Source organism: Roseofilum sp. SBFL (assembly GCF_017746885.1).
Lineage (GTDB): Bacteria > Cyanobacteriota > Cyanobacteriia > Cyanobacteriales > Desertifilaceae > Roseofilum.
In genome coordinates this window covers 1-21,049 of record NZ_JAGHZH010000008.1, presented here as the reverse complement: position 1 = coordinate 21,049, position 21,049 = coordinate 1, and the positions used below count along the sequence as shown (strand labels likewise).

The window sequence follows — 21,049 nt, the reverse complement described above, 5'->3', positions numbered from 1 at the left end:
TTTTCCCAGATTGGCAATTACTCTCATCACTTCGCCCATTGCTACACCGTGTCAATCAATTTCAATACTTTTTTTCTTCAGCCTAAATCCCTTATCTTAATTCCTATCTTGATTCGGCAGAGTGACAAAAGAGGGCTATAGCAGTGAAAGAGTTGATTAGGACAGTGAGGTTATGGTTTGAGGCAAGAGGCAATAGGCAAGAGGCAATAGAAAATGCCCTAACTCTCCCTTTCTCAGCTATAATATCAAAGCCATTGTAGGAAGGCCAAGAGCGTTCAGATTAGTACTGTTGTTTTTTTGTTCATTTTTATCCTCACTTTTGGCTTCTTCGTCCTCTAGCAGATGAAGCGGGTTTCAATTTAGTTTTCAGCAACCTAGGAATATCAGCAAGTTTCTGGGCTACAGAAATTTTACCAGCTTTAAAGGCTTCTAACTTGCGATCGCCCATTTCTGTATTCACCATCGAACCTCTTCCTGCTTTCGTCTCGCCCACTAATAATCGGGACGCAATTAAGGCTGCATGACGTTTTCGGCGAAGTTTGGGGGACTGTTGACCCGCTAAATAGGCTACTACGGGTTTATCAATAGCTTCACTAATATATTGGGCAGCTTGTTCTTCTCCTCCTAGTCCACCCATCTCACCCACAAGGACGATCGCATCGGTTTGGTCATCTTCTTCTAAAATTTGTAACCATTGGGCAAACGAAGACCCTAAAATGGTTTCTCGGCCTAAACCCACCCCTACGGATTGACCCAATCCTGCCTTACTTAACTCTAACGCTACTTGATAGGTCAGAGTATCCGCGCAACTAATTAAACCAATGCGTCCGGGAGTATAACATTGAGTGGGATGGGTTCCCAGTAGCACTTGACCTGGGACAATGATGCCGGGACAATTGGGCCCCAAGACTAAGGTTTCCGTCACTTCCGCTTTACGTAGTAACTTCACCATATCCAGGGGAGGCATTCCAGAGGGAATTAAAATCAGATTGCGAATTCCAGCGGCGATCGCCTCTAGAGCAGCATCAAGCATTTCATAGGGCGAGACAAAAATCAACGATGTATCAATCCCCTCTACCTGAGTCACTGCCTCTTCCACCAAATCAAATGTGGGAATTCCTTCAATCTCTTGACCTCCATCTCCCGCACTCACCCCTGCCACCACATTCGTACCATACTCTTTCATTAACCGGGCATGGACTCCTCCTAAAGCCTGGGTAATTCCTTGGACTAATACTTTTTGAGTATGACTAAAGTTCATGGGTAATCAGGGCGCTTTTTTTGACAGAACACTTAAAGTTTACGCTTGAGCCAAAGCTGCTTTAATCGCTGCTTCTAGGTCTTGTATCCACGTAATTTGAAATTGAGCTAATCGCTCTTCCCTCTCTAGACTCAAGGGATCTCCCACCACTCTGAGAATAACTGGAATTGAGCGATTCACAGGCGATCGAGATCGGCGTTCTAAGGCCTTTAGGATCGTTTCTGCAATGCGATCGCTCGGCGTTAAACTACCGATCAAATTCATGAGCAAGACCTCCCCATTCGTCCCATCGAGTACCCAATCCAAGGCAACCTCAATGCGCTCACAGAGTTGATCGGCTAACCATCCCCCTTGAAAGTCTCCAGCAATATCTAAGCACCGGCCTGGATTGCCCCGGTGACTATAGATTAAATCGAGGGTGGCCATCATCAATCCTGTACCATTGGACAAGACTCCAATCGTGCCCTCTAAATCCATTAGATGAAAGCCCAGATCTCGGATCTTATCTCCTTTCTGTGGGCGATCGCCATTCATCTCTAACTTCAACGGATTAGCCTTGACCAATCCAGGGGCATGTTGGTGCAATAATTCCACCATATCCGGATGGCGGCTTAAGGCCTCATCATTCACCGTTACCTTACCATCTAGAGCCATCACACTGCCATCAGGACTTACGCCCAAAGGGTTGATTTCTACCACATCCAGGTCTTTATCCACAAACAATCGATACATTTTTTCAATGATTTGACTAACCGATTGAATCAAGCGCCCCTGGAGTCCCATCTTTAACACCAAACGGCGAGCATAAAAAGGGGAAAAAGCCTGGTCTACCACCACGAATTGCATTTGTTCCATCACCGCATCGAGATCCACCCCGCCTTTCTTCGACCCTAACAGTACCGGTCGTCTAGCCTGAGTATCTAAAACAACTGCCAGATAGAACTCTTGATCGGCATTGTACTTAGCCTCTGCAAGAATCACATCTGGATAATCTCCCATAATCGGCAAATTCGCGATCGCTTGAGCAGCCGCCACTGCATCAATGGTATTTTCGGCAAACTTTACCCCTCCAGCCTTACTCCGACCTCCAGCCCGCACTTGGGACTTCAAGACTACGGGATAGGGAATCCTCAATCCTTTCAACTCAGCCGGATGATTGATGCACTGAGACGGCAATATTGGAATGCCAATCTCCGCGAATAGTTCCTTAGCCTGATACTCTAGTAAATCCATATAAAATTAGGGGTTAGACAAGATGGGTGATTTGTTAATCTTTTATTTTATCCAGAATTTAAAAATCTAGAGTTTTAAAATTATTCTTGACGACCTTGAACCTTCTGCTCCCCCCCCAAGTCTAAACATACAGAAATCACTAATGACGAGGAACGGGTTGCGTGGCTGCTAGATTAGCTCATCTTTGGGGACCCGATCGGAGGAATGGCGATTCTGAATCATCTAATCCTGATTCAGAATTAGTCCATCGATGTCTTCAGGGAGATCCCCAGAGCTATCGCCTATTATATCGCCGTTATCAAGCCCAGGTTCGCTCCACTTTGTATCAACTTTGTGGGCTATCTCACCTGGATGACCTGGTTCAGGAGGTATTTTTGCGAGCTTGGAAAGGACTACCCAAGTTTCGGAGAAGTGCAAAGTTTTCGACTTGGCTCTACCGAATTACTTGTAATGTAGCCTCGGATCAACGGCGACAATTAGCGAAACAGAATCAATTGTCCTTGAATGTGGATCTTTTGTCTGTGTCTGAAAACACATCCGATTTAATGCACCTCCATTATCAAGATTTGGTGCATCGAGGTCTAGAACAATTGAGTTGGGAACAACGCACAGTTCTGGTTTTGCATGATTTGGAAGATGTACCACAAAAGGAGATTGCTCAGGTTTTACAGATTCCTTTGGGGACAGTGAAATCGAGGTTATTTCATGGCCGAGCAGCCATGCGTAAGTTTTTGGAAGCACAGGGAGTGCAATTATGAAGCCGCTTAATCCTCAATCTTCATCGGGTGAGCCAGAAAAGGACGATCGCCTGGTTGAGTTTCTGCATCACTATCGTCCTTGCCCTCCACCAGAGACAAGGGGGCTGGAAGACCAAATTCTGCCAGAAATTCAGAGCCTTAATCCTGAAATACGGGTAAGTCGCAAAAGGAGAAAGGTTTGGGTCGTAGGGGCGATCGCCGCTAGTCTGGTTTTAGGGATGGGTGGATATGCTCGTTGGTCTACTCAAATGGCAAGCCAACCCCTATCCGAAGAAGAAATCGCGTCATTAGATCAATTTTTGCAAGCTACTTGGCAGGAAACGGTCAGTCCGACTAGCCAAGAGTTGTCTTGGGTGCAAGACGATCCATTGCTTCTCTGGGAATCTTCCCCGTAAACCCATTAGTTTATTCATTCAACCGAAGAGGTATCTCAAAATGATGTCTGTTAATGTTCGTTCGATCGCTCGGGTCTGTTCTGTTAGCTTAACCTTACTGGTTCTTGGTGGGGGAATGGCTGAAGCTCAATCTCGTCGAAATTGGGATAATCAAGGTACGATTATGGCTCAACAAGGAGGCTGGAGTCAGCGCGGGCAGAATAGTCAATTGATGCAACAGTTGAATCTTTCTGAACAACAGCAACAGGATATTGAAGCCATTCGAGACCGCTATAAACCCCAATTGGAACAAGGTCGAGAGGCCATGCAGCAAGCTCGCGAGCAGTTGCGTAGTTTAATGACAGGAAATGCCAATGAGAGCCAAATTCGGAGCCAATATCAGCAGGTGCAACAGTTGGCTCAACAAATGGGAAGTCTTCGTTTTGAGAGCATGATGGAGATTCGTGCAGTGCTTGATGAGAGCCAACGGCAACAGTTTGCTGAGATGATGAATCAAAAACGCGATCGCTTTGGCCCAGGCCGAGGGAATCGTCGGGGTAATCAGGAATAATGAATCATTAACAATTGGGTTAGCCCATCATCTTAGGGTGGGTAGGGAAAGAGGTATAAGCTGGAATGGAATCGCTCTGTTCTCTTGCTCACCCTACCCCCTGGTTCTTTCCTGAAGAAAAATGGTTTTCCCATTACCGCGCGAAGCACTGTATTTCTATCTGCATGGGTTTGCCTCATCTCCCCAGTCCTTTAAGTCTCTGGCGATCGCCCAAAAATTTAGCGATCGCCAACTCACCTTGGAAGTCCCCAATCTGAATCAGGGTGATTTTTCTCATCTCACCCTAACTCGCCAATTGCAACAGGTGGGGGAATTACTCCCAGCATCAGAAACCCCAGTTTATATTATTGGTTCGAGTTTTGGAGGGTTAACAGCCACTTGGTTAGCCCAATGTTATCCTCAAGTGCAAGCATTAATTTTACTGGCTCCCGCTTTTGAGTTTTATACCTATTGGATGACTCAATTGACGGAATCTGAACGTCAAGAATGGCAAAAAAGGGGCTATTGGCCCATTTATCATTATGGCCAGAAGCGATCGCTTCCCTTACACTACTGTTTCATCTCCGATTTACTTCAATATCCCTCTTCGTCTCTCACCCGTGCTGTCCCTACGCTCATTTTCCATGGGTTACACGATGAAGTTATTGCCCTTAAAGTCAGTCGAGACTACGCTGAGAACCGACCTTGGGTTAACTTAATTGAGTTAGAGAGCGATCATAGCTTAGGCGATAAACTACCCCAAATTTGGCAAGGCATTCAAGACTTTTTACCTGGAATTACAACCCTCAACTAAGTTTTTCTGATTCCCTAGTGCCCACTGCTACCTATGACCAGCACGTAGCGCTATAAAATTTGATATGCTGATTTCATCTTCATCGCTACTTCTGAGTGAGTTAAGTCTATGTTGTCTTTCATCCGTCCGGCGATCGCCCAACTGAATGCCTATAAACCTCATCCAGGAAGCATCATCGGCACTCATCCACAGACTTTGGATCGACTCGATACCAATGAAAGCGCCAATGATTTACCAGAAGAGCTGAAACAGAAATTAGGCGAACTTTATATTCATTCCCTAGAGGCTAACCGCTATCCAGATGGCAGTCATCAAGAATTGAAAGAGGCGATCGCTGAATATGTCAACGAATCAGCTCAGATCTCTCCAGAAACTGCCCTTTTCCCCACTCAAATTTGCCTAGGAAACGGCTCCGATGAACTGATTCGATCCATCCTTATGGCCACATGTTTAGGGGAGAGAGCAGCGATTTTAGCCGCTAATCCCACTTTCTCCATGTATGGGATTCTCGCCCAAACCCTAGGCATTCCTGTGGTCAATAGTGACCGCAATCCCCAAACCTTTGAAACCAATCTAGAAGCCGCTCAAAAGATTGTAGAATCAGATACTTCGGTTCCGATTCGGGTGGTTTTTATGGTACATCCCAACTCCCCTACTGGAAACCCACTTACCCCTCAAGAAATCGAGTGGCTAAAACAACTCCCTCCAGAAATTTTGGTGGTGATTGACGAAGCCTATTTTGAATTTAGTCAACACACTCTCGTCTCTGAATTGGGTCAACATCCCAATTGGGTGATATTACGGACGTTTTCCAAAGCCTTTCGGTTAGCCTCCCATCGCGTCGGCTATGCTGTGGGTCACCCGGAATTCATTGAAGCCTTAGAAAAAGTACGACTGCCCTATAACTTACCTACGTTTTCCCAACTGGCAGCCCTGTTAGTTCTACAAAATCGTCAACCGATTCTCAGCAGTGTTGGTTCACTGTTGGAAGAGAGAAAATACCTAAAAGAACAGTTAAATCAAATTTCTCAGCTCACAGTTTGGCCAAGTGCGGGGAATTTTCTCTATGCTCGCCTTAATTCTAGCAGCCACCTGACCTACGAAACGCTCGGCGATCGCCTGAAAACCCAAGGCACTCTTATTCGTCACACTGGAGGAGGATTAAGGATCACCATTGGCAATCCGGACGAAAATAAACGCACTTACCAAAGACTCCATAGCCTTTTAGACTCAGTTTCCGTTCTTAACTGAGCAATCGAGCCTCATCGATCGTCTTTGGGAAAACACCTACCATCAACGCTAAAGCCTCATCAGGTATAGTTGCCAGAGTTTTAGCGCCAAAAAAAGCTTCAAAATGCTGAAGAATCTTTTGGGCCCGATTGAGAGGGATACTTTGGTCAGAGAATTGATGGGTAAAACGAATCCACTGAAGGCGAATTAAATAAGCTTGTCGTTGCTCCTCTAAGTTTTGCGGAGAGACCAGATCCAGATTTCCCACAGGTAAGAACCCATGACAATCTGAATCGCAGATTCCACCGACAGCCGCCCCAGGACCGGCAAATTCTGCATAATAGCGTTTATAGACAATCAGACCATTGCGACGGCTCTTATTGACCATCAACAATTTTCCTGATTTTAATTGACTCAAGGGATCGAGATCTGGCACCTCTAACACCGTTTGACCAAGTTTTCGAGTATGAAATGGGTTATGTTGACAATTTCCCGGAACTGACTGAACTCTTCTAGGTGAAGTCGAGGCAGCTATGGGGGAAGCCGATGATTGGCAGCCGTTTAGATGATTGCTCTCCATTTGCGATCATAGTCGGTTAAGTTCACAAGATGTTATGACAAAGAACAGGAGATTTGGTTTAATGCTCATAGATCATCTAAATTTAAGCTGAGACAAACCCAGTTTAAGTGCATTAACTCTAGCTGGCAATAACTTTCCCGGTACTTCTTTGCTCTAAGATGCATCCGATCAAAACTATATTCAGAGATTTAAGAGCAGGATCGGGGATACCCTTGACTTTTAACGGGTTGATGAGTCAATGCTGGCGCTTTATTGTTAAAATTATTCGATCTATCTTTCAGTGTAAATCCTATAGTTAGTCCATATCCTAACTTCATCAAAACTTCATAAAACTGAAGAAATGGGTACAGAATTTTAAAGATTTCAAGAAGCTTAAGTCTGAGCGCTACCCAAAGACCAAAGGATTGACTTAGCATAGAGATGTATAAGCACACACTCGAATCAAGCCCCATAAGTCCCTCATAATGTAAGTGTTATGAACAGTAATTATTCCCTTGGTTCAAGCTGGGAATTGGTATCGGTTTTACCCAGACTCCATCATCCTTCTACAGATTGCCCGATTAAACGTACCATCGATATTATTGGTAGTCTTGTCGGTTTGTTGATTCTAGCTCTGATCTTTATCCCGATCGCCATTGCCATTAAACTCGATAGTCCTGGACCTATTTTCTTCAGTCAGCGCCGCTATGGACTCCATGGTAAGCCATTTACTATTTATAAGTTTCGCTCGATGGTGACCAATGCTGATAATCTGAAATCGAAAGTGAAAAACCAGGCTGAGGGGTTAATCTTCAAAAATAAATCCGATCCCCGCGTCACTAAAGTGGGCCAATTTTTGCGTAAAACTAGCTTAGATGAGTTTCCTCAATTCTGGAATGTCTTACTGGGAGAGATGAGCTTAGTCGGAACTCGTCCCCCTATCCATGATGAAGTGATTCGCTACAAACCTCATCACTGGAGACGATTGGATGTAAAACCAGGTTTAACGGGACAATGGCAGGTGAAGGGACGTTCGTTAGTGAGCAATTTCGAGGATATCGTGAGCTTAGATTTAGAATATCAATCCCTCTGGACTCCTCTCTATGATTTAGAACTCATTTGGCAAACGGTTTATGTTATTTTACATCGGACAGGGGCTTGTTAACCGATTGAGCTGGGTTTAAGGTGATATTGTAGGGGTCAACACTTGTTGGTTAACCCCTCTTATTTTGGGGAATAGGAAAACAGGGATGCAGGGACGCAAAGACGCAAAGACATGGAGATGGACTACTCTCCATTCCCTATTCCATGCCTCGATTGATGCCATTGCCAAGCATGGCGAATAATGGTTTCTACATCAGGATAGATGGGATTCCAGTTGAGGAAAGTTCTGGCTTTATCACTACTACCCACTAATATAGGCGGATCTCCAGAACGGCGATCGCACTCAACTGCTTTAATTTCACCTCCCGTCACTTGGCGAGCCGTTTCAATGACTTGTCTGACGGAAAAGCCATTGCCATTCCCCAGATTAAAGACTTCACTTTCGCCACCATTGAGCAGGTATTCTAAACCCAGAACATGGGCAGCCGCTAAGTCAAGTACATGAATGTAATCTCGAATACAGGTTCCGTCTTCTGTGTCATAATCTGTGCCAAAGATAGATAAAGAGTCCCGTTTTCCTAAAGCTGTTTGCAACGCTAAGGGAATCAAATGGGTTTCTGGATGATGATCCTCACCTAATAAGCCTCCAGGTTCGGCTCCAGCGGCGTTAAAATAGCGGAAACGGACCGATTGTAAACCATAGGCATGGTCAAAATCAGTGAGAATGCGTTCAACCATGGCCTTACTCGCAGCATAAGGACTCATGGGATTTTGGGGATGCTCTTCGGGGATAGGAAGAGTTTGAGGTTCCCCATAAATGGCACAAGTGGAAGAGAAAACTAACTTCTTGACATTGGCGGTTAACATGGCTTCTAGGAGGGTTAACGTGCCATGAACGTTATTGCTATAGTACATGCCCGGTTTTTGGACGGACTCGCCAACGGCAATAAATGCGGCGAAGTGCATGACGGCAGCGATAGGATAAGTTTGGAAGACTTGATCGAGTAGGAGGCGATCGCTAATATCTCCTACAATTAAGGGTACTTTGAGAACATCTTCGACTAAATCCTGATGCCCATAACTGAGATTATCTAGAATAATCACCTCATAGTTAGCCTGTTGTAAAGCCAACACTGCATGGGAGCCAATATAGCCGGCTCCACCGGTTACTAAAATCGTTGGTTTTGCTTGCGCCACCTGAAAATCCCCTTATCTATGGATATTTGGATATTTGTCTAGTAGTTGCTCTGCCCTAAATCTCTATTTTCCTTGGAATCGATTCCCCAGAAATCTTACACTATAAATAGCATGGGTAAGGGGTTCAATCGATGAACATCAATCTTACCCATAATGTTCTATCTAACGTTAGCCTTTTTGTTCTGTATGACTGATATTGCCCAAGAGATTACTGCCATTGATAACGAACTCTCGAAACGAGATATTGCTCTCGATCCAGGAGGGTATTTTATTATTTACCTTGACCGAGAAGCTGGGCTGATTGGCACCAAGCATTTTACTAATATTATCAACGATCGCGGTCTGGCAGTCGATCCGGACACTGGAAAGGTTATTCCTGCCAAAGGGAAAGTGGAACGAACCGCGAGTCAGGTTTACACAGCGCGAACGGCAAAGGAATTGTGCGTCAAACTCTTTGAAACCGATCCTCCCTGTGGGGTAACGATGTTCGATCATGCGGCGTATCTGGGACGGGAGTTGGTGCGGGCAGAGTTCGCCCTGATTCAGGGTACAGAGTATATCCAAGATTAAGAAAGATTAAGAAATCTGCGATCGTGTGGTGCAGCCTAGTCCAAAATAGCTGTATCCCTTCTACTGATAGGGATAGATATGGGATTTACCTCAGCGATAAATTGAGTAAAGTAACAAAATTGTTGCAACTCTTAACATAAAAATGGCGATCGCTGCCTCAGACCTTGTTAAACTAAGACCCTAGATACTTTAAAAACCCTCCCTCACCGGAGATCCAACCCCCCTTAAGGGAAGCGCTCATAACTCAAAACAAATCCTTAAAGACCTATGGTAAGCTCGGCTGAAAAACCCGCTTTTCAAGAAATCCGTCCAGGCGTAAAAGTCCCGGCTAAGGAAACTATCCTGACCCCTCGATTCTACACCACAGACTTCGATGAGATGGCTGAGATGGACATCTCTGTAAATGAAGACGAATTGCAAGCGATTCTGGAAGAATTCAGAGCAGATTATAATCGCCATCACTTTGTCCGTGACGAGGAATTTAATCAATCCTGGGATCATATTGATGGTGAAACCCGTCGGTTGTTTGTCGAATTTCTCGAACGCTCTTGTACCGCTGAGTTTTCTGGTTTCTTACTCTATAAAGAATTGGGCCGTCGTCTCAAGGGTAAAAGTCCAGTGTTGGCAGAATGCTTTAATTTAATGTCCCGTGACGAAGCCCGTCATGCTGGATTTTTGAATAAGGCGATGTCCGACTTCAATCTCTCCTTAGACTTAGGCTTTCTGACCAAAAGTCGGAGCTATACTTTCTTCAAGCCTAAGTTTATTTTCTACGCTACTTACCTGTCTGAAAAAATTGGCTACTGGCGCTATATCACAATCTATCGCCACTTACAGAAACATCCAGAAGATAGAGTTTATCCCATCTTCCGCTTCTTTGAAAATTGGTGTCAGGACGAAAACCGCCATGGTGATTTCTTTGATGCCATTATGAAATCTCAGCCCCAAATACTCAATGATTGGAAGGCGAAACTCTGGAGTCGTTTCTTCCTGTTGTCGGTGTTTGCAACCATGTTCCTTAATGATATTCAACGGTCAGATTTCTATGCTTCCATTGGTTTAGATGCGCGCGAATACGACATTTATGTGATCAAGAAAACCAATGAAACCGCAGGTCGGGTATTCCCAGTCATGTTGGATGTAGACAATCCGAAATTCTATGAATATTTGGATATTTGCATCGAAAATAATAAGAAATTGCGGGAAATTGATGCTTCTAGCAGTCCCAAGTTCTTAAAACCCCTGCAAAAGCTTCCCCATTACCTTTCCAATGGTGTTCAGTTTATCAAACTGTATTTCATGAAGCCCATTGATGTGACAGAAATGGAAGGCGCTGTTCTTTAATTAGATTTTTTCATGAGGTGAAAGGGTTCTGTCAAGATTGGCAGGCCCTTTTTATGGTTTTTAAAGGGATAAAACCACAGAGTCACGGAGAAACACGGAGTTTACCTCTCTTTTGAGGGTAAGACAATGGAAATGGGAGAATCTGTTAAGAGTTTAATGAGTATCATCCTGGGGTTAGTCGCTGGGTTATGGGGGATGGAACTTGCTGCCTATGCCGAGCCTGTGGAGGTGCCACCAGGGGTTTTAGAAGGCTCTCCCGTGCTGCAACGTTGGCAAGAGGACGTGCCAAATGTGTTACAGGAGATCCAAACCGATCCAAGTTTACCCACCCGACTGAAAGCAGGGTATTCCCAGTTTCCGTCCTCAGATCATCTGGGGGGATTTCATGTGGGTTTAGAAGATTGGTGGGTGGGAAAAACGGGGTTAAGTATGAGTTTAGGGTATGAGGGATCGTTTGAGGGGGAGCGATCGCACTTAGCCCTAGATCTTCATTATCATGTACTCCCCCTAGGTGGCTATTTTAACTTAGCTCCCGTCTTCGGGTATCATCATCTGGGAACCCCAGACTATTCAAGAGGGGGGATTAATTTGGGACTACGCCTGATTCTCATTCCTTCACGGGGAGGAGGTACAGATTTATCCCTCTCTCAAACCTTTGTCAATCCGGGAAGTGGCACAGAAATTGGTTTAACGACCCTTGCCATGGGTTATGCTCTAACTGAGCAGTGGCGTTTAGGAACAGAGATCGAAAAACAGAACTCCACCGAGCGTAAAGATAGTCGAGTCGGTATTTCCTTAGAATGGATGTTTTAGCGCAATGTAATATCTCAGCAATTATAGCATAACTGTGGCGATCGCACATCCGGCACAAGGGTGAATTGCAAATCCTCCACTTGGAGGAAGAAATTCCAGGGATGTGACCCCTATACTGAGAATCATAACATTCGATCTATACACCAGTGTGGGAGGTAAGCCAATATGAAACTTACACATGCAGCCGTTTTAGCCTTATTTACTCCCCTTCTATGGCTCAGTCCAGCTAAAGCTGAAAATCCCGATCGCGTCCAACAACTGCTTGAAACTCGCGCATGTATGGGCTGTGACCTCTCTGGTGCAGATTTAAGCCAACACCATTTGATTGGCGCAGACTTACGCAATGCTGATTTATCCGGTGCAAATCTGACTGAAGCAAACTTAGAAGGTGCAGATCTCACGGGTGCTAATCTCGAAGGCGCGAACCTAACCGATGCCTTCCTCAACCAAGCCAGTTTACATGAAGCCAATCTAGTCGATGTTGATTTTACCCGTGCTTCTCTAATTGAAGTGGATGTTACCCGTGCAGAGATGCAAGACCTGACGATTACGGAAGCAACCATCTACAATACCCAAATTGGGGTCGGTGGATTAGCTCCAGAACCAGGTGAAGATGTAGAATTCTAATCGACAGGGGTTAAATGCCCTTGATGGAGAGATAAGACTGGTTTTCCTAAAAACTGAATCAATCGTTCGTCATGGGTAGTCACCAGAATGGTGATGCCCATGCGATTAACTTTTTGTAAGATTTTCATTACTTGTATGGCGTTGTGGGAATCCAGGTTACCTGTGGGTTCATCGGCTAACAGGAGGGGAGGTGTCCCTACCAGAGCGCGTGCTAAACTTGCCCGTTGTTGTTCTCCTCCAGAGAGGTAATGGGGGAAACAGTTGGCTTTGTGGGATAAACCTAACATTTTCAAGGTAGGGGGTAGACGGCGCTGGATTTGTGCAGGGCTAAATCCTTGGGCGCGAAGAACAAAGGTTAGGTTTTCAGCAATGGTTTTTTGGGGGATAAGTTGGTAGTCTTGGAAGACAATACCCATTTTACGCCGCAGTTGGGAGAGGCGATCGCCTTTTAAGTCTGTCATCGTTTCCCCTAAAACGGTCAAGTTACCGGATGTGGGCTTTTCTGCCCCATAAATGAGCTTGAGAAACGTCGATTTTCCTGCTCCAGATGCTCCCGTAATAAACAGAAAATCGCCCTTACAAACCACTAAGGAGATTTGGCGCAGGGGACAAGCGCCATTGTTATAGGTTTTTTGGATCTTCTGAAACTGAATAATGATTTTTTTTCCTGCAACCGAGGGTTCTGGGGAATGAGATGGCTGCCACCATTGCCGGACTGACTGTAGCGTTTGTTTTAGGGTTTTCATCTGAACCGATCAGAACGACTGAGTTAAGGATAGCCAGGCAAACCGAGGTAGGGCTAACATTCTCCGCCAACGACTCGGTTCTTGGTAGAGACGATACACCCATTCTAAATGGCGATCGCGCAACCAAACCGGAGCGCGATCTTTTCGTCCTGCCCAAATATCAAAACTGCCCCCTACTCCAATCCAAATGGACTCCGGACAGATCCAGCGATGTTGGGCAATCCAGAGTTCTTGACGGGGAACGCCTAAGCCAACATAAATCAAGTAAGGTTGTTTTTCTTCTAACGTAGATAAAAGGGCTTGCTGTTCAGCTTCAGACAGATACCCATGTTGCGCCGCGATCTCAAGATCTGGACAGTGCTGCTGCCACATTTGCGCCGCCTCTTCAGCAACTCCTGGCTGTCCTCCATAGAAAAACACCCCTTTAGAGACTTCCTCTGATGAAGAGAATTCAGGGATACGATAAAGCAGTGTTTGGGCTAACTCAATACCGGGAAAGCGCTGGATCTGATACCCCTGCCATTGCAAGTATAAAACCACTCCCGATCCATCGGGAATGACCAAATCTGCTTGGCGGATCACCTCTGCTAGAGCTGGATTTTCCCGCGCTTGCATAGTCATTTCTGCATTCAGAGTCACCACATGTGCTCCTTGACGTTCCTCGAGCAGATGCAGTAACCACCCTGGATAATCGTCGCATAAATGAATAGGAAGATCCATCACCCGTGCTGGTTCTGGACTCTTCAGCAGATTATTCTCCATCCTCACTCCTTCTACCCACTCCATATTCTTGCATTTGAATATCTATCGTCAATGCTTCCGTATTTTACCTTAGCGCTACCCAAGCTATTTCGGGAGTCAGGGAAGAGGCGATCTATCATAGAGCCATTATGGATTAAAGGTGCAGGAATGACCGATTTTGACTCACCATGGAAAGAAGCGATTTCGCTTTACTTTCATGATTTTATGCGCTTTTTCTTTCCCCTGATTGAGGCAGAGATTAATTGGGCAAGGGGCTTTGAATTCCTCGATACCGAACTCCAAAAAATCAAGCGCGAAACTGAAACCGGGCGACGAGATGCAGATAAACTGGTCAAAGTCTGGTGCAGGAATGGGGAAGAAATTTGGGTGTTGTTACACATCGAAGTCCAATCACAAGCCCAATCCGAGTTTGCTGAACGAATGTATATCTACAATAGTCGTATCTTTGACACTTATCGTCGTAACATAGCCAGTTTAGCCGTTTTAGCTGACGATCGCCCATCATGGCGACCCTATCATTATCAGCGAGACTTTTGGGGATGCCAGGCCAGCTTAACCTTTCCGATCGTCAAGCTCCTTGATTACAATATCAGTGAGCTTGACAATGACCCTAACCCCTTTGCTGCCCTAGTTCAAGCCCATAGAGCAGCCCAGAGTATGGGTGAAAATCCAGAGGGGGGTTATGAGAATAAACTCGCCTTGATCAAAAGTCTCTATCAACGGGGATTGTCCCGCGAGGATATTGTCGAGCTATTTCGATTGATTGATTGGCTCATTGCTCTACCAGAGAGAGAAGAGCGACGTTTATGGACAGAAATTGAAACGTTAGAACAGGAGAGAGCTATGCCTTATATTACCAATGTCGAACGGTTTGGTATTGAGAAAGGGAGACAAGAAGGACGAGAAGAGGGACGAGAAGAGGGACGAGCTGAAGGGCAACAAGAAGCGATATTCCGTATTCTGGAAGTCCGTTTTGCCGACATTCCGTCAAAGTTAGTAGAGCAAGTGCGGAAGATAGAAAATTGGGAGATCCTCGGAGAACTGTTGACTCAAGCGGTAACAGCTCAATCCTTGCAGGCTTTTGAGGAAGTCGTGAATGAATATGGGGATGGGGCAGGAGAGGAGGACAATAGCAATAGCTAGTCGCTATTTATAGACGATTCAAGGAAAAGGTAAAACTTATTTTTCCTATTGCCTGTTGCCTATTGCCTATTGCCTAGTATCTATGTTTCAAACGACTCGTCGCCGTTTAGCTTTGTGGTACACTACCGTGACTGCGGTGCTGCTGTTGTGTTTTGCTGGCGGGATTTATGGGTATGTGCGGGCGACGCTGATCGATCGCATTGATGATACCCTGAATCATGTGGTGGAGGTGGTGGAGCGATCGCTCATTTTTGAATCTCTGTCTACGGCTAGTCGTCAATCGCCCCATTTTCAGATTAATCTAGAAGCAAGTTTTCAACACCAAGTGGAACCAGCAGAGGACGATCGCATTGATTTAGAATGGTTTAGTCCCACGGGAGAGTTATTATGGTCAACTTGGGAAACTCCCCTTAATCTTCCGCTCCATTTTAATCGTATGGGGGAAACGGTACGAATTGAGCGATCGCCCCAGGAAAATCTTTGGAATTATACAGACTCTGATGTCCTCCTACGACAAGTGACCGATCGCGTACAAGTGGATCGGGAGGTGTTAGGATACTTGCGCGTGAGCCATCCTTGGTTTGAAGTCACCAAACCCACACAGCAGTTAATGGTGGATTTGGCGGCTGTTATTAGTTTAACAATCATTGCCGTCGCGGCGATCGGGTGGTTTTTATCCGGTTTAGCGATGGAACCAGTTAGAGTGAGTTATCTCCAACTGAAGCAATTTACCTCCGATGCTTCCCATGAATTAAGAAATCCGATTGCTACGATTCAAACGAACGTTCAAGTTGCTCTTGCCGATCCCAGTTTAGATCCTCAACAACATCAACCTTTACAAGTCATAGAACGACTCACGCGCCGTATGGGACGGTTAGTTAACGATCTGTTATTTTTAGCCCGGCAAGATAGTGGTATGGTCGAACAGCACTGGCAATCTATTCCCTTAGATGCCTTGGTGATGGAAGTGATTGAAGAACAGCAGTTAATTGCGCGATCGCGTAATTTAACCTTAGACTTTAATCTAGACTCTCCCGATTATCCTCCGGATCTAGACCCCTTCACCGTCACTGGAGATTGGACTCAGTTAAGCCGTTTATGCACCAATTTAATTAGTAATGCTCTGCAATATACACCTACGGGAGGAACCATTACAGTCTGTTTAAGCCAGGGTTCTGGAGTCCAATTGCAAGTCAAAAACACGGGGATAGGCATTGCTAAAGCCGATTTACCCTATCTCTTCGATCGATTTTACCGAGTCGATGCGTCTCGCAGCCGAGATATACGAGATCCTGAAGGTCAAGTAGCGACAGGATCGGGGTTAGGATTAGCGATTGTTAAGGCGATCGTTGATAACCATCATGGCTCAATTAAAATAGAGTCTCAACGCGATCGAGGAACCACTGTTACCGTAACTCTACCCGCATATCGACCCGATCGAGGATGATCTCGTATCGAGCCTTTTTAATTCTACTTTAGTTATATAGCGTTTCTCAAATAGATGAGGGACAATAAAAAGTCTGCTTTCATTTACCAGTTTTTTACTCCTCTCTTCTAATGTACCTCACTAATTCGATAAAGGCTATAGTATTTTGAGAACTGATGGAATGCATAACATATTTCAGACATCTTGTATCCATTTTCATCCATGTAACTCCTGAGAGAAAAACCAAATTTGAGCACATCTCTGTTAAAGCTAACAAATAGTTCATAATACGCTGGGATTATAACAATACTATCAGTAGATACTGATTCTCCAGCAATCCCGTATAAGACTAATTGATCTAGTAGCATGTTATAGTTTGATGATGCAATTTCAAGCGATTGATACTTAACTTATAATTAGACCCCGTTGTGGCGGTAAGGTGACAATTTCTTTACCTGATTTTATCACACTTTGGGCATCGGGCTGTTTGAAATTCGGATTCTATTTCTAATACTGCGAAATGTGGGATAAAACGTCTTAACTCTTCCTGGCTCTCCCAGACAAATGAACCCACTCCTTTTCCAGTGAATATGAGGCATTTCATCGTTGTTTCAAAACCAGCAAAGTAATATCATCAAATATCTTTTCTTCCCTAATAAACCTCCACACATCTTCAATCACCCGTTCCCGAATCTCATAGGCAGTTTTATCTCGGTGTTCTTGCACCACTGTACACAAACGCTCTAACCCATAGTGTTCTTTCTCCCTATTTTGCGCTTCTGTAATCCCATCCGTGTATAATACCATCACATCAGAAGGATTTAACTGAATATCCTGTTGACTAATAAACTCCAAAATCTGTTCATCTAACCCAATAGGCAATCCCAAATCTATCGTATCAATCAACTCAATATCTCCGTTTAATCGAACCACAATAACTTGCTCATGTTGACCACTGAGTTTTACTCTACCCTGGTGATAATCCAAAATTGCTAGCGTTATATGTTTATCACATTTCATCCGTTGCAAATTGTCATAGAGTGTCTGATTCAATAGATCTAAAAATCGTACTGGATCGGTTTCATTCGCATTTTGCAAAGTACGAATCACGGTTTGAGTCATCAGCATTAACATCCCACTTTCTAAACCATGTCCGGTCACATCCCCAATCCCAATTTTGACTCGCTCTCCTTGCTTGAGAACGTCATAATAATCTCCACCCACTTCATTTGCAGGTTCCATATATCCTGAAATTTCTAAACCCACAATATTCTCTAATTCTTCCACGTTCGGTAGCACCATCTTCTGAAGCTTTCTTACGACATTTAATTCCGAACTCAAGCGCAAGTTTTCCACCTTAAGTTTATCATTTAATATTCCAATTCTCTGATTGGCTAAAGCTAAGTCTGCGGTGCGTTCTTGAAGTTGTCGAAAAGTGTTGAGAATTCGGTCAGCCATATGATTGAAATTGTCGGCTAAATGACCAATTTCATCTTTTCCCACGATCGGGGCACGAGCACTTAAATCTCCTTGAGAAAAGGCTTGAGTTGCTTTTTGTAAACGTTTAATTGGGCGAGTAATAGTGATTCCTAATAAAATAGCTAAAATAATATCAAATCCTAACGCTAAAGAGGCAACGATTCCTTGCAAAAGAAGACTTCCTCTTGTTAACTCTTCTAAGGCAGTTTCTGGAGTCCCTCTCACCAAAACACCAATGGGTTCACCTTGGTAATTATAAATTGCTTTAGCAGCAAATGTATAGTGTTTTCCTTCGAGCTTCATTCGTTGGGTGACCAGGCTATTTTTCGGGATAGTAATTGCTTCTTGTAAAAAAGTTAGATCGGGTATTGAGAGATCTAAAATATAGGAGCCATGAACGGCTGCATAGGCAGATTGATGTGCTTTTATATCAATGGGTTTAACTGAGGTGATTAAGTTAAAGTTTTGCCTGTTTTCATCATAAAGATAGATCCCACTATATCCACCATCGAGAGCTTCTAGAGTAGATTGGACAATCTCTCTTTTTTTATTCACTATATCTCCCGAAACTAGAACAGCAATGGGTTGATCGGTTTGGGGATCTTTGACTGGAGTAATAGTATACCGAATCAGGATTTTTTCTCCAGGCGTTAAGAAGGAAAGATGTTCGGGAGATTCAGCTTCTAAATCTTGCCAATGGATTATTTCACTGGTTTTTATTTGTTCGCCGGTTTTCAGAGCGATCTGAACGAGATTTTTCGGATTAAATACTTCTCCGGCTCGGTTCTGATTACCATTGACAATGATTTTGAGATTCTTTCCAACCAAGGTTGCATATTCAATTTGGCGTGCTTTGATTTCATTTTCTAATATTGTTTGAACTTGCCCTTTAAAGTCCGGAGGAATGAGTTGACCGTAACGGTGATATTGGGCTACTTGAATAATCGCTAAGTTGTCAGCTTGTCCTCGAAATCCAAATCCCATTTGATCGATCTTGATATTATATTCTATCTGAGTAACTGCTAATTCAGATTTGGCTTGATGTTCTAATTGATTCCGTCCGGATTTAAAAATCAAGTACGCACCGACACCCACGAGTCCGACAATGGAAATAATTTCTGAGGTAAAAAGGCCAATGAGCTGTTTTTGACGAATGGGTAGATCTTTAAACCACTGAATTGCCCCGGGTTTAGTAATCAGAGATTGGTTAGAAGATAGCTCGGAAGATGGTTTGGTTAATGGACTGTTAGATACTCTTAATTCAGAAGAATTGGGATCGTTCATCGTGAGTTAAGTACTTTAAGTTTCAAGGGAAGGATTATATCAATTAAAAATCTTAAATGGGTCTGAGTTGGGAGTAAATGGCTTCTAGCGATGCTAATATAGCGCGATCGCCCCATGGAAATCCTGAGCATGATACGGATGATGGGTTGCTAGAGGCAAGTAACCGATCGCGTACCAGTTGGTCGCGAAGTGTTAGGATACTTGCGCGTGAGCTATCGTTAGTTAGCCATGGAACGGGTAATTGTAAAGGCGATCATCGATCAATTTTTAATTTTTAATTGAAGGTAATGGTTATGTCTTTTATTCGGGATCAATCTTATCATCAGAGGCGTTCCCCGAAGGAGTCGCGGAGCGAATCGCCCCATTCTCCTCAATTTTGGTTGCTTTTAGTTTTGGGGTCAATCCTGCTACATGGATTAGTGTTATGGATAGTGCAGCCCCTATTGCGTCTGAGGATGACGGAGCAAGACTCTGTATCCTTTATTCCTATTGAGATGCTTGAGGCTATTGTTGAGGAAACTTCAGCTCCTGAAGCCGCACCTTCTCCAGTCAATGAGACAGAACCTGAACCCCCATCCCCTTCTCCTAGTCCACCTCCAGTTGTCCCAGAAGTACAGCCTGAACTGGAAGAGAGAGTCCCTTCTTTAGAAGCTTTTCCTGCACCCTTCCCTTCTCCTACGTTTTCCCCTTTTCCGGTTCCCAAACTTTCTCCAACCCCAGAACCTTCACCTCAACCGTCTCCCACTCCAACACCTGAACCTTCACCTGCACTGTCTCCAACTCCCTCACCCACCCCAGAACCATCTCCAATTCCAACGCCTGAAGCCTCACCTGAATCGTCTCCAACTCCCGAACCAACTCCAGAAACCTCTCCAATTCCAACACCTGAAGCCTCACCTGAATCAACGCCAAGTCCAGAACCTTCACCTGAATCGTCTGTAACACCAGAACCTACACCAAGTTCAGAAGGTACTCCGGTTCCTACGCAGAGTGTCGTTCCTCGTCCTTTGGTGACTCCTTCACCAGATATTGAGTCTGTTCCTGTAAGATCTCCACTTCCCTCTCCTCCCCCTCAAGTTTCTGCCTCTCCCGTTAACCCCTTGCCTGAAAATCCGGCTGTTGCAGAAGAAGAATTACCCAATATTGGCGATATTAAACCGGACGAATTTTCTCCTAAACTTTTAGGACTCCAACCCCCTCCCCCAGAGCAACAAATCGATATTCCAGATGAATGGGCTAAAGCTAAACCTTTAGAAACACCTCTAATTTTAGACTCTGATAATCCCACTTGTCCCCTAGAGTCGGGTGTGCGGGAATACTTTGGTCAAACTATTACTTTGTTCGTTACTATTGATGAGAATGGGAGGATTTTACCCAGTTATACGCTGGTTTTAAATCCTCAAAATACCAGCATTGCCTATCAAAATTTAGTCCAATGTTTGGTCAACGAGCAAACTTGGAGTTTTGAGGCGGCGATCTCAGGCGATCGCCGAGTAGCCAGTAATGCGCAGTTAGAAGTTACCCTCGATCCCATTCTTCCACAACCCAATCTTGAATAAAAGCATATAGTGCTTCGCGCTAGGCAATAGGGAATAGGCAATAGAAAATGTCCTAACTCTCCCTTTCTCTGCTATATACAGCGCTTTGCGCTGTAACGGAGTACAGTATCATTGAGATAAGTCATTGCGAAGGTCACGCAAGTGGAATGAAGCAATCGCAAAATCCCCAAATCTTGGCGATTGCTTCCCTGCGGTCGCAATGACAACTCGAATCTA

21 protein-coding genes are annotated in these 21,049 nt (G+C 44.5%); 14 read left to right on the top strand and 7 right to left on the bottom strand.

Annotated features, from left to right (window positions below):
- Positions 1-313: 313 nt before the first annotated feature.
- Positions 314-1,261 (bottom strand): succinate--CoA ligase subunit alpha, encoded by a 948-nt coding sequence (locus tag J7545_RS00545; protein ID WP_318698330.1) that lies wholly within the window; start codon positions 1,259-1,261, stop codon positions 314-316.
- Between the two features lie 39 nt (positions 1,262-1,300).
- Positions 1,301-2,494: a succinate--CoA ligase subunit beta gene (locus tag J7545_RS00540; protein ID WP_318698329.1), complete on the bottom strand. Its 1,194-nt coding sequence runs from the start codon at positions 2,492-2,494 to the stop codon at positions 1,301-1,303.
- A 161-nt stretch (positions 2,495-2,655) separates the two neighbouring features.
- Between J7545_RS00540 and J7545_RS00535 the strand changes: the two genes are divergently transcribed.
- The 5 genes from J7545_RS00535 (at position 2,656) to J7545_RS00515 (ending at position 6,241) form a co-directional block, all read left to right on the top strand.
- The gene (locus J7545_RS00535; protein WP_318698328.1) at positions 2,656-3,252 is read left to right on the top strand and encodes a sigma-70 family RNA polymerase sigma factor; all 597 of its coding nucleotides are present in this window, start codon (positions 2,656-2,658) and stop codon (positions 3,250-3,252) included.
- Positions 3,249-3,647, top strand: coding sequence for a hypothetical protein (locus J7545_RS00530; RefSeq protein WP_318698327.1), 399 nt, complete (start codon positions 3,249-3,251; stop codon positions 3,645-3,647). The genes J7545_RS00535 and J7545_RS00530 overlap by 4 nt, the downstream gene beginning before the upstream one ends.
- 40 nt (positions 3,648-3,687) lie before the next feature.
- Positions 3,688-4,197 carry a Spy/CpxP family protein refolding chaperone gene (locus tag J7545_RS00525; RefSeq protein WP_318698326.1) on the top strand — a complete coding sequence of 170 codons (510 nt, stop codon included), beginning with the start codon at positions 3,688-3,690 and terminating at the stop codon, positions 4,195-4,197.
- Positions 4,198-4,318: 121 nt separating this feature from the next.
- A complete protein-coding gene (locus J7545_RS00520; RefSeq protein ID WP_318698325.1) occupies positions 4,319-4,990 on the top strand; it encodes a YqiA/YcfP family alpha/beta fold hydrolase in 672 nt (223 codons plus the stop codon).
- 108 nt (positions 4,991-5,098) lie between these two features.
- Positions 5,099-6,241: a histidinol-phosphate transaminase gene (locus tag J7545_RS00515; RefSeq protein ID WP_318698324.1), complete on the top strand. Its 1,143-nt coding sequence runs from the start codon at positions 5,099-5,101 to the stop codon at positions 6,239-6,241.
- On the opposite strand, the gene J7545_RS00510 is transcribed toward J7545_RS00515, so the two are convergent.
- On the bottom strand, positions 6,234-6,665 hold the full coding sequence (locus tag J7545_RS00510) for a hypothetical protein (protein WP_318698323.1): 432 nt from the start codon (positions 6,663-6,665) through the stop codon (positions 6,234-6,236). The two genes, J7545_RS00515 and J7545_RS00510, sit on opposite strands and share 8 nt — an antisense overlap.
- Before the next feature lie 610 nt (positions 6,666-7,275).
- On the opposite strand from J7545_RS00510, the gene J7545_RS00505 reads away from it, so the two are divergent.
- A complete protein-coding gene (locus tag J7545_RS00505; protein WP_318698322.1) occupies positions 7,276-7,944 on the top strand; it encodes a sugar transferase in 669 nt (222 codons plus the stop codon).
- 122 nt (positions 7,945-8,066) lie between these two features.
- On the opposite strand, the gene galE is transcribed toward J7545_RS00505, so the two are convergent.
- Positions 8,067-9,080: a UDP-glucose 4-epimerase GalE gene (gene galE, locus J7545_RS00500; protein WP_318698321.1), complete on the bottom strand. Its 1,014-nt coding sequence runs from the start codon at positions 9,078-9,080 to the stop codon at positions 8,067-8,069.
- Between the two features lie 186 nt (positions 9,081-9,266).
- Here galE and J7545_RS00495 point away from each other — a divergent pair, with 186 nt between their 5' ends.
- The 4 genes from J7545_RS00495 to J7545_RS00480 all read left to right on the top strand — a co-directional run bounded on the left by J7545_RS00495 (position 9,267) and on the right by J7545_RS00480 (position 12,434).
- Positions 9,267-9,650, top strand: coding sequence for a DUF4346 domain-containing protein (locus J7545_RS00495; protein WP_413038703.1), 384 nt, complete (start codon positions 9,267-9,269; stop codon positions 9,648-9,650).
- Positions 9,651-9,917: 267 nt separating this feature from the next.
- Positions 9,918-10,994, top strand: a complete 1,077-nt coding sequence (gene acsF / locus J7545_RS00490) for a magnesium-protoporphyrin IX monomethyl ester (oxidative) cyclase (RefSeq protein ID WP_318698319.1) — start codon at positions 9,918-9,920, stop codon at positions 10,992-10,994.
- 156 nt (positions 10,995-11,150) lie between these two features.
- Positions 11,151-11,807: a hypothetical protein gene (locus tag J7545_RS00485; protein ID WP_318698318.1), complete on the top strand. Its 657-nt coding sequence runs from the start codon at positions 11,151-11,153 to the stop codon at positions 11,805-11,807.
- A 165-nt stretch (positions 11,808-11,972) separates the two neighbouring features.
- Positions 11,973-12,434 carry a pentapeptide repeat-containing protein gene (locus J7545_RS00480; RefSeq protein ID WP_318698317.1) on the top strand — a complete coding sequence of 154 codons (462 nt, stop codon included), beginning with the start codon at positions 11,973-11,975 and terminating at the stop codon, positions 12,432-12,434.
- Here the strand turns inward: J7545_RS00480 and ftsE are convergent.
- Together ftsE and J7545_RS00470 are read right to left on the bottom strand one after the other, a co-directional pair.
- Positions 12,431-13,180, bottom strand: a complete 750-nt coding sequence (ftsE, locus tag J7545_RS00475) for a cell division ATP-binding protein FtsE (RefSeq protein ID WP_318698316.1) — start codon at positions 13,178-13,180, stop codon at positions 12,431-12,433. The genes J7545_RS00480 and ftsE overlap by 4 nt on opposite strands.
- 9 nt (positions 13,181-13,189) lie before the next feature.
- Positions 13,190-13,942 carry a WecB/TagA/CpsF family glycosyltransferase gene (locus tag J7545_RS00470; RefSeq protein WP_318698315.1) on the bottom strand — a complete coding sequence of 251 codons (753 nt, stop codon included), beginning with the start codon at positions 13,940-13,942 and terminating at the stop codon, positions 13,190-13,192.
- 147 nt (positions 13,943-14,089) lie between these two features.
- Between J7545_RS00470 and J7545_RS00465 the strand changes: the two genes are divergently transcribed.
- Both J7545_RS00465 and J7545_RS00460 read left to right on the top strand, forming a co-directional pair.
- Entirely contained in the window at positions 14,090-15,085 is a 996-nt protein-coding gene (locus tag J7545_RS00465; RefSeq protein WP_318698314.1) for a hypothetical protein, read from the top strand.
- Between the two features lie 82 nt (positions 15,086-15,167).
- Complete coding sequence (locus J7545_RS00460) at positions 15,168-16,532, top strand: HAMP domain-containing sensor histidine kinase (protein ID WP_318698313.1); 1,365 nt, start codon at positions 15,168-15,170, stop codon at positions 16,530-16,532.
- Positions 16,533-17,111: 579 nt separating this feature from the next.
- Here the strand turns inward: J7545_RS00460 and J7545_RS00455 are convergent.
- Positions 17,112-19,274 carry a SpoIIE family protein phosphatase gene (locus J7545_RS00455; RefSeq protein WP_318718986.1) on the bottom strand — a complete coding sequence of 721 codons (2,163 nt, stop codon included), beginning with the start codon at positions 19,272-19,274 and terminating at the stop codon, positions 17,112-17,114.
- 77 nt (positions 19,275-19,351) lie between these two features.
- Here J7545_RS00455 and J7545_RS00450 point away from each other — a divergent pair, with 77 nt between their 5' ends.
- Together J7545_RS00450 and J7545_RS00445 are read left to right on the top strand one after the other, a co-directional pair.
- Positions 19,352-19,552 (top strand): hypothetical protein, encoded by a 201-nt coding sequence (locus tag J7545_RS00450; RefSeq protein ID WP_318698735.1) that lies wholly within the window; start codon positions 19,352-19,354, stop codon positions 19,550-19,552.
- Between the two features lie 15 nt (positions 19,553-19,567).
- Complete coding sequence (locus tag J7545_RS00445) at positions 19,568-20,833, top strand: hypothetical protein (RefSeq protein WP_318698734.1); 1,266 nt, start codon at positions 19,568-19,570, stop codon at positions 20,831-20,833.
- Positions 20,834-21,049 lie beyond the last annotated feature (216 nt).

What these genes read in the sequence shown, in the direction of transcription:
- J7545_RS00545 (WP_318698330.1), bottom strand. Translation starts at nt 1,261, where the DNA reads ATGAACTTTAGTCATACTCAAAAAGTATTAGTCCAAGGAATTACCCAG.
- J7545_RS00540 (WP_318698329.1), bottom strand. Translation starts at nt 2,494, where the DNA reads ATGGATTTACTAGAGTATCAGGCTAAGGAACTATTCGCGGAGATTGGC.
- J7545_RS00530 (WP_318698327.1), top strand. Translation starts at nt 3,249, where the DNA reads ATGAAGCCGCTTAATCCTCAATCTTCATCGGGTGAGCCAGAAAAGGAC.
- J7545_RS00525 (WP_318698326.1), top strand. Translation starts at nt 3,688, where the DNA reads ATGATGTCTGTTAATGTTCGTTCGATCGCTCGGGTCTGTTCTGTTAGC.
- J7545_RS00520 (WP_318698325.1), top strand. Translation starts at nt 4,319, where the DNA reads ATGGTTTTCCCATTACCGCGCGAAGCACTGTATTTCTATCTGCATGGG.
- J7545_RS00515 (WP_318698324.1), top strand. Translation starts at nt 5,099, where the DNA reads ATGTTGTCTTTCATCCGTCCGGCGATCGCCCAACTGAATGCCTATAAA.
- J7545_RS00505 (WP_318698322.1), top strand. Translation starts at nt 7,276, where the DNA reads ATGAACAGTAATTATTCCCTTGGTTCAAGCTGGGAATTGGTATCGGTT.
- J7545_RS00495 (WP_413038703.1), top strand. Translation starts at nt 9,267, where the DNA reads ATGACTGATATTGCCCAAGAGATTACTGCCATTGATAACGAACTCTCG.
- acsF (WP_318698319.1), top strand. Translation starts at nt 9,918, where the DNA reads ATGGTAAGCTCGGCTGAAAAACCCGCTTTTCAAGAAATCCGTCCAGGC.
- J7545_RS00485 (WP_318698318.1), top strand. Translation starts at nt 11,151, where the DNA reads ATGAGTATCATCCTGGGGTTAGTCGCTGGGTTATGGGGGATGGAACTT.
- J7545_RS00480 (WP_318698317.1), top strand. Translation starts at nt 11,973, where the DNA reads ATGAAACTTACACATGCAGCCGTTTTAGCCTTATTTACTCCCCTTCTA.
- ftsE (WP_318698316.1), bottom strand. Translation starts at nt 13,180, where the DNA reads ATGAAAACCCTAAAACAAACGCTACAGTCAGTCCGGCAATGGTGGCAG.
- J7545_RS00470 (WP_318698315.1), bottom strand. Translation starts at nt 13,942, where the DNA reads ATGGAGAATAATCTGCTGAAGAGTCCAGAACCAGCACGGGTGATGGAT.
- J7545_RS00465 (WP_318698314.1), top strand. Translation starts at nt 14,090, where the DNA reads ATGACCGATTTTGACTCACCATGGAAAGAAGCGATTTCGCTTTACTTT.
- J7545_RS00460 (WP_318698313.1), top strand. Translation starts at nt 15,168, where the DNA reads ATGTTTCAAACGACTCGTCGCCGTTTAGCTTTGTGGTACACTACCGTG.
- J7545_RS00455 (WP_318718986.1), bottom strand. Translation starts at nt 19,274, where the DNA reads ATGAACGATCCCAATTCTTCTGAATTAAGAGTATCTAACAGTCCATTA.
- J7545_RS00450 (WP_318698735.1), top strand. Translation starts at nt 19,352, where the DNA reads ATGGCTTCTAGCGATGCTAATATAGCGCGATCGCCCCATGGAAATCCT.
- J7545_RS00445 (WP_318698734.1), top strand. Translation starts at nt 19,568, where the DNA reads ATGTCTTTTATTCGGGATCAATCTTATCATCAGAGGCGTTCCCCGAAG.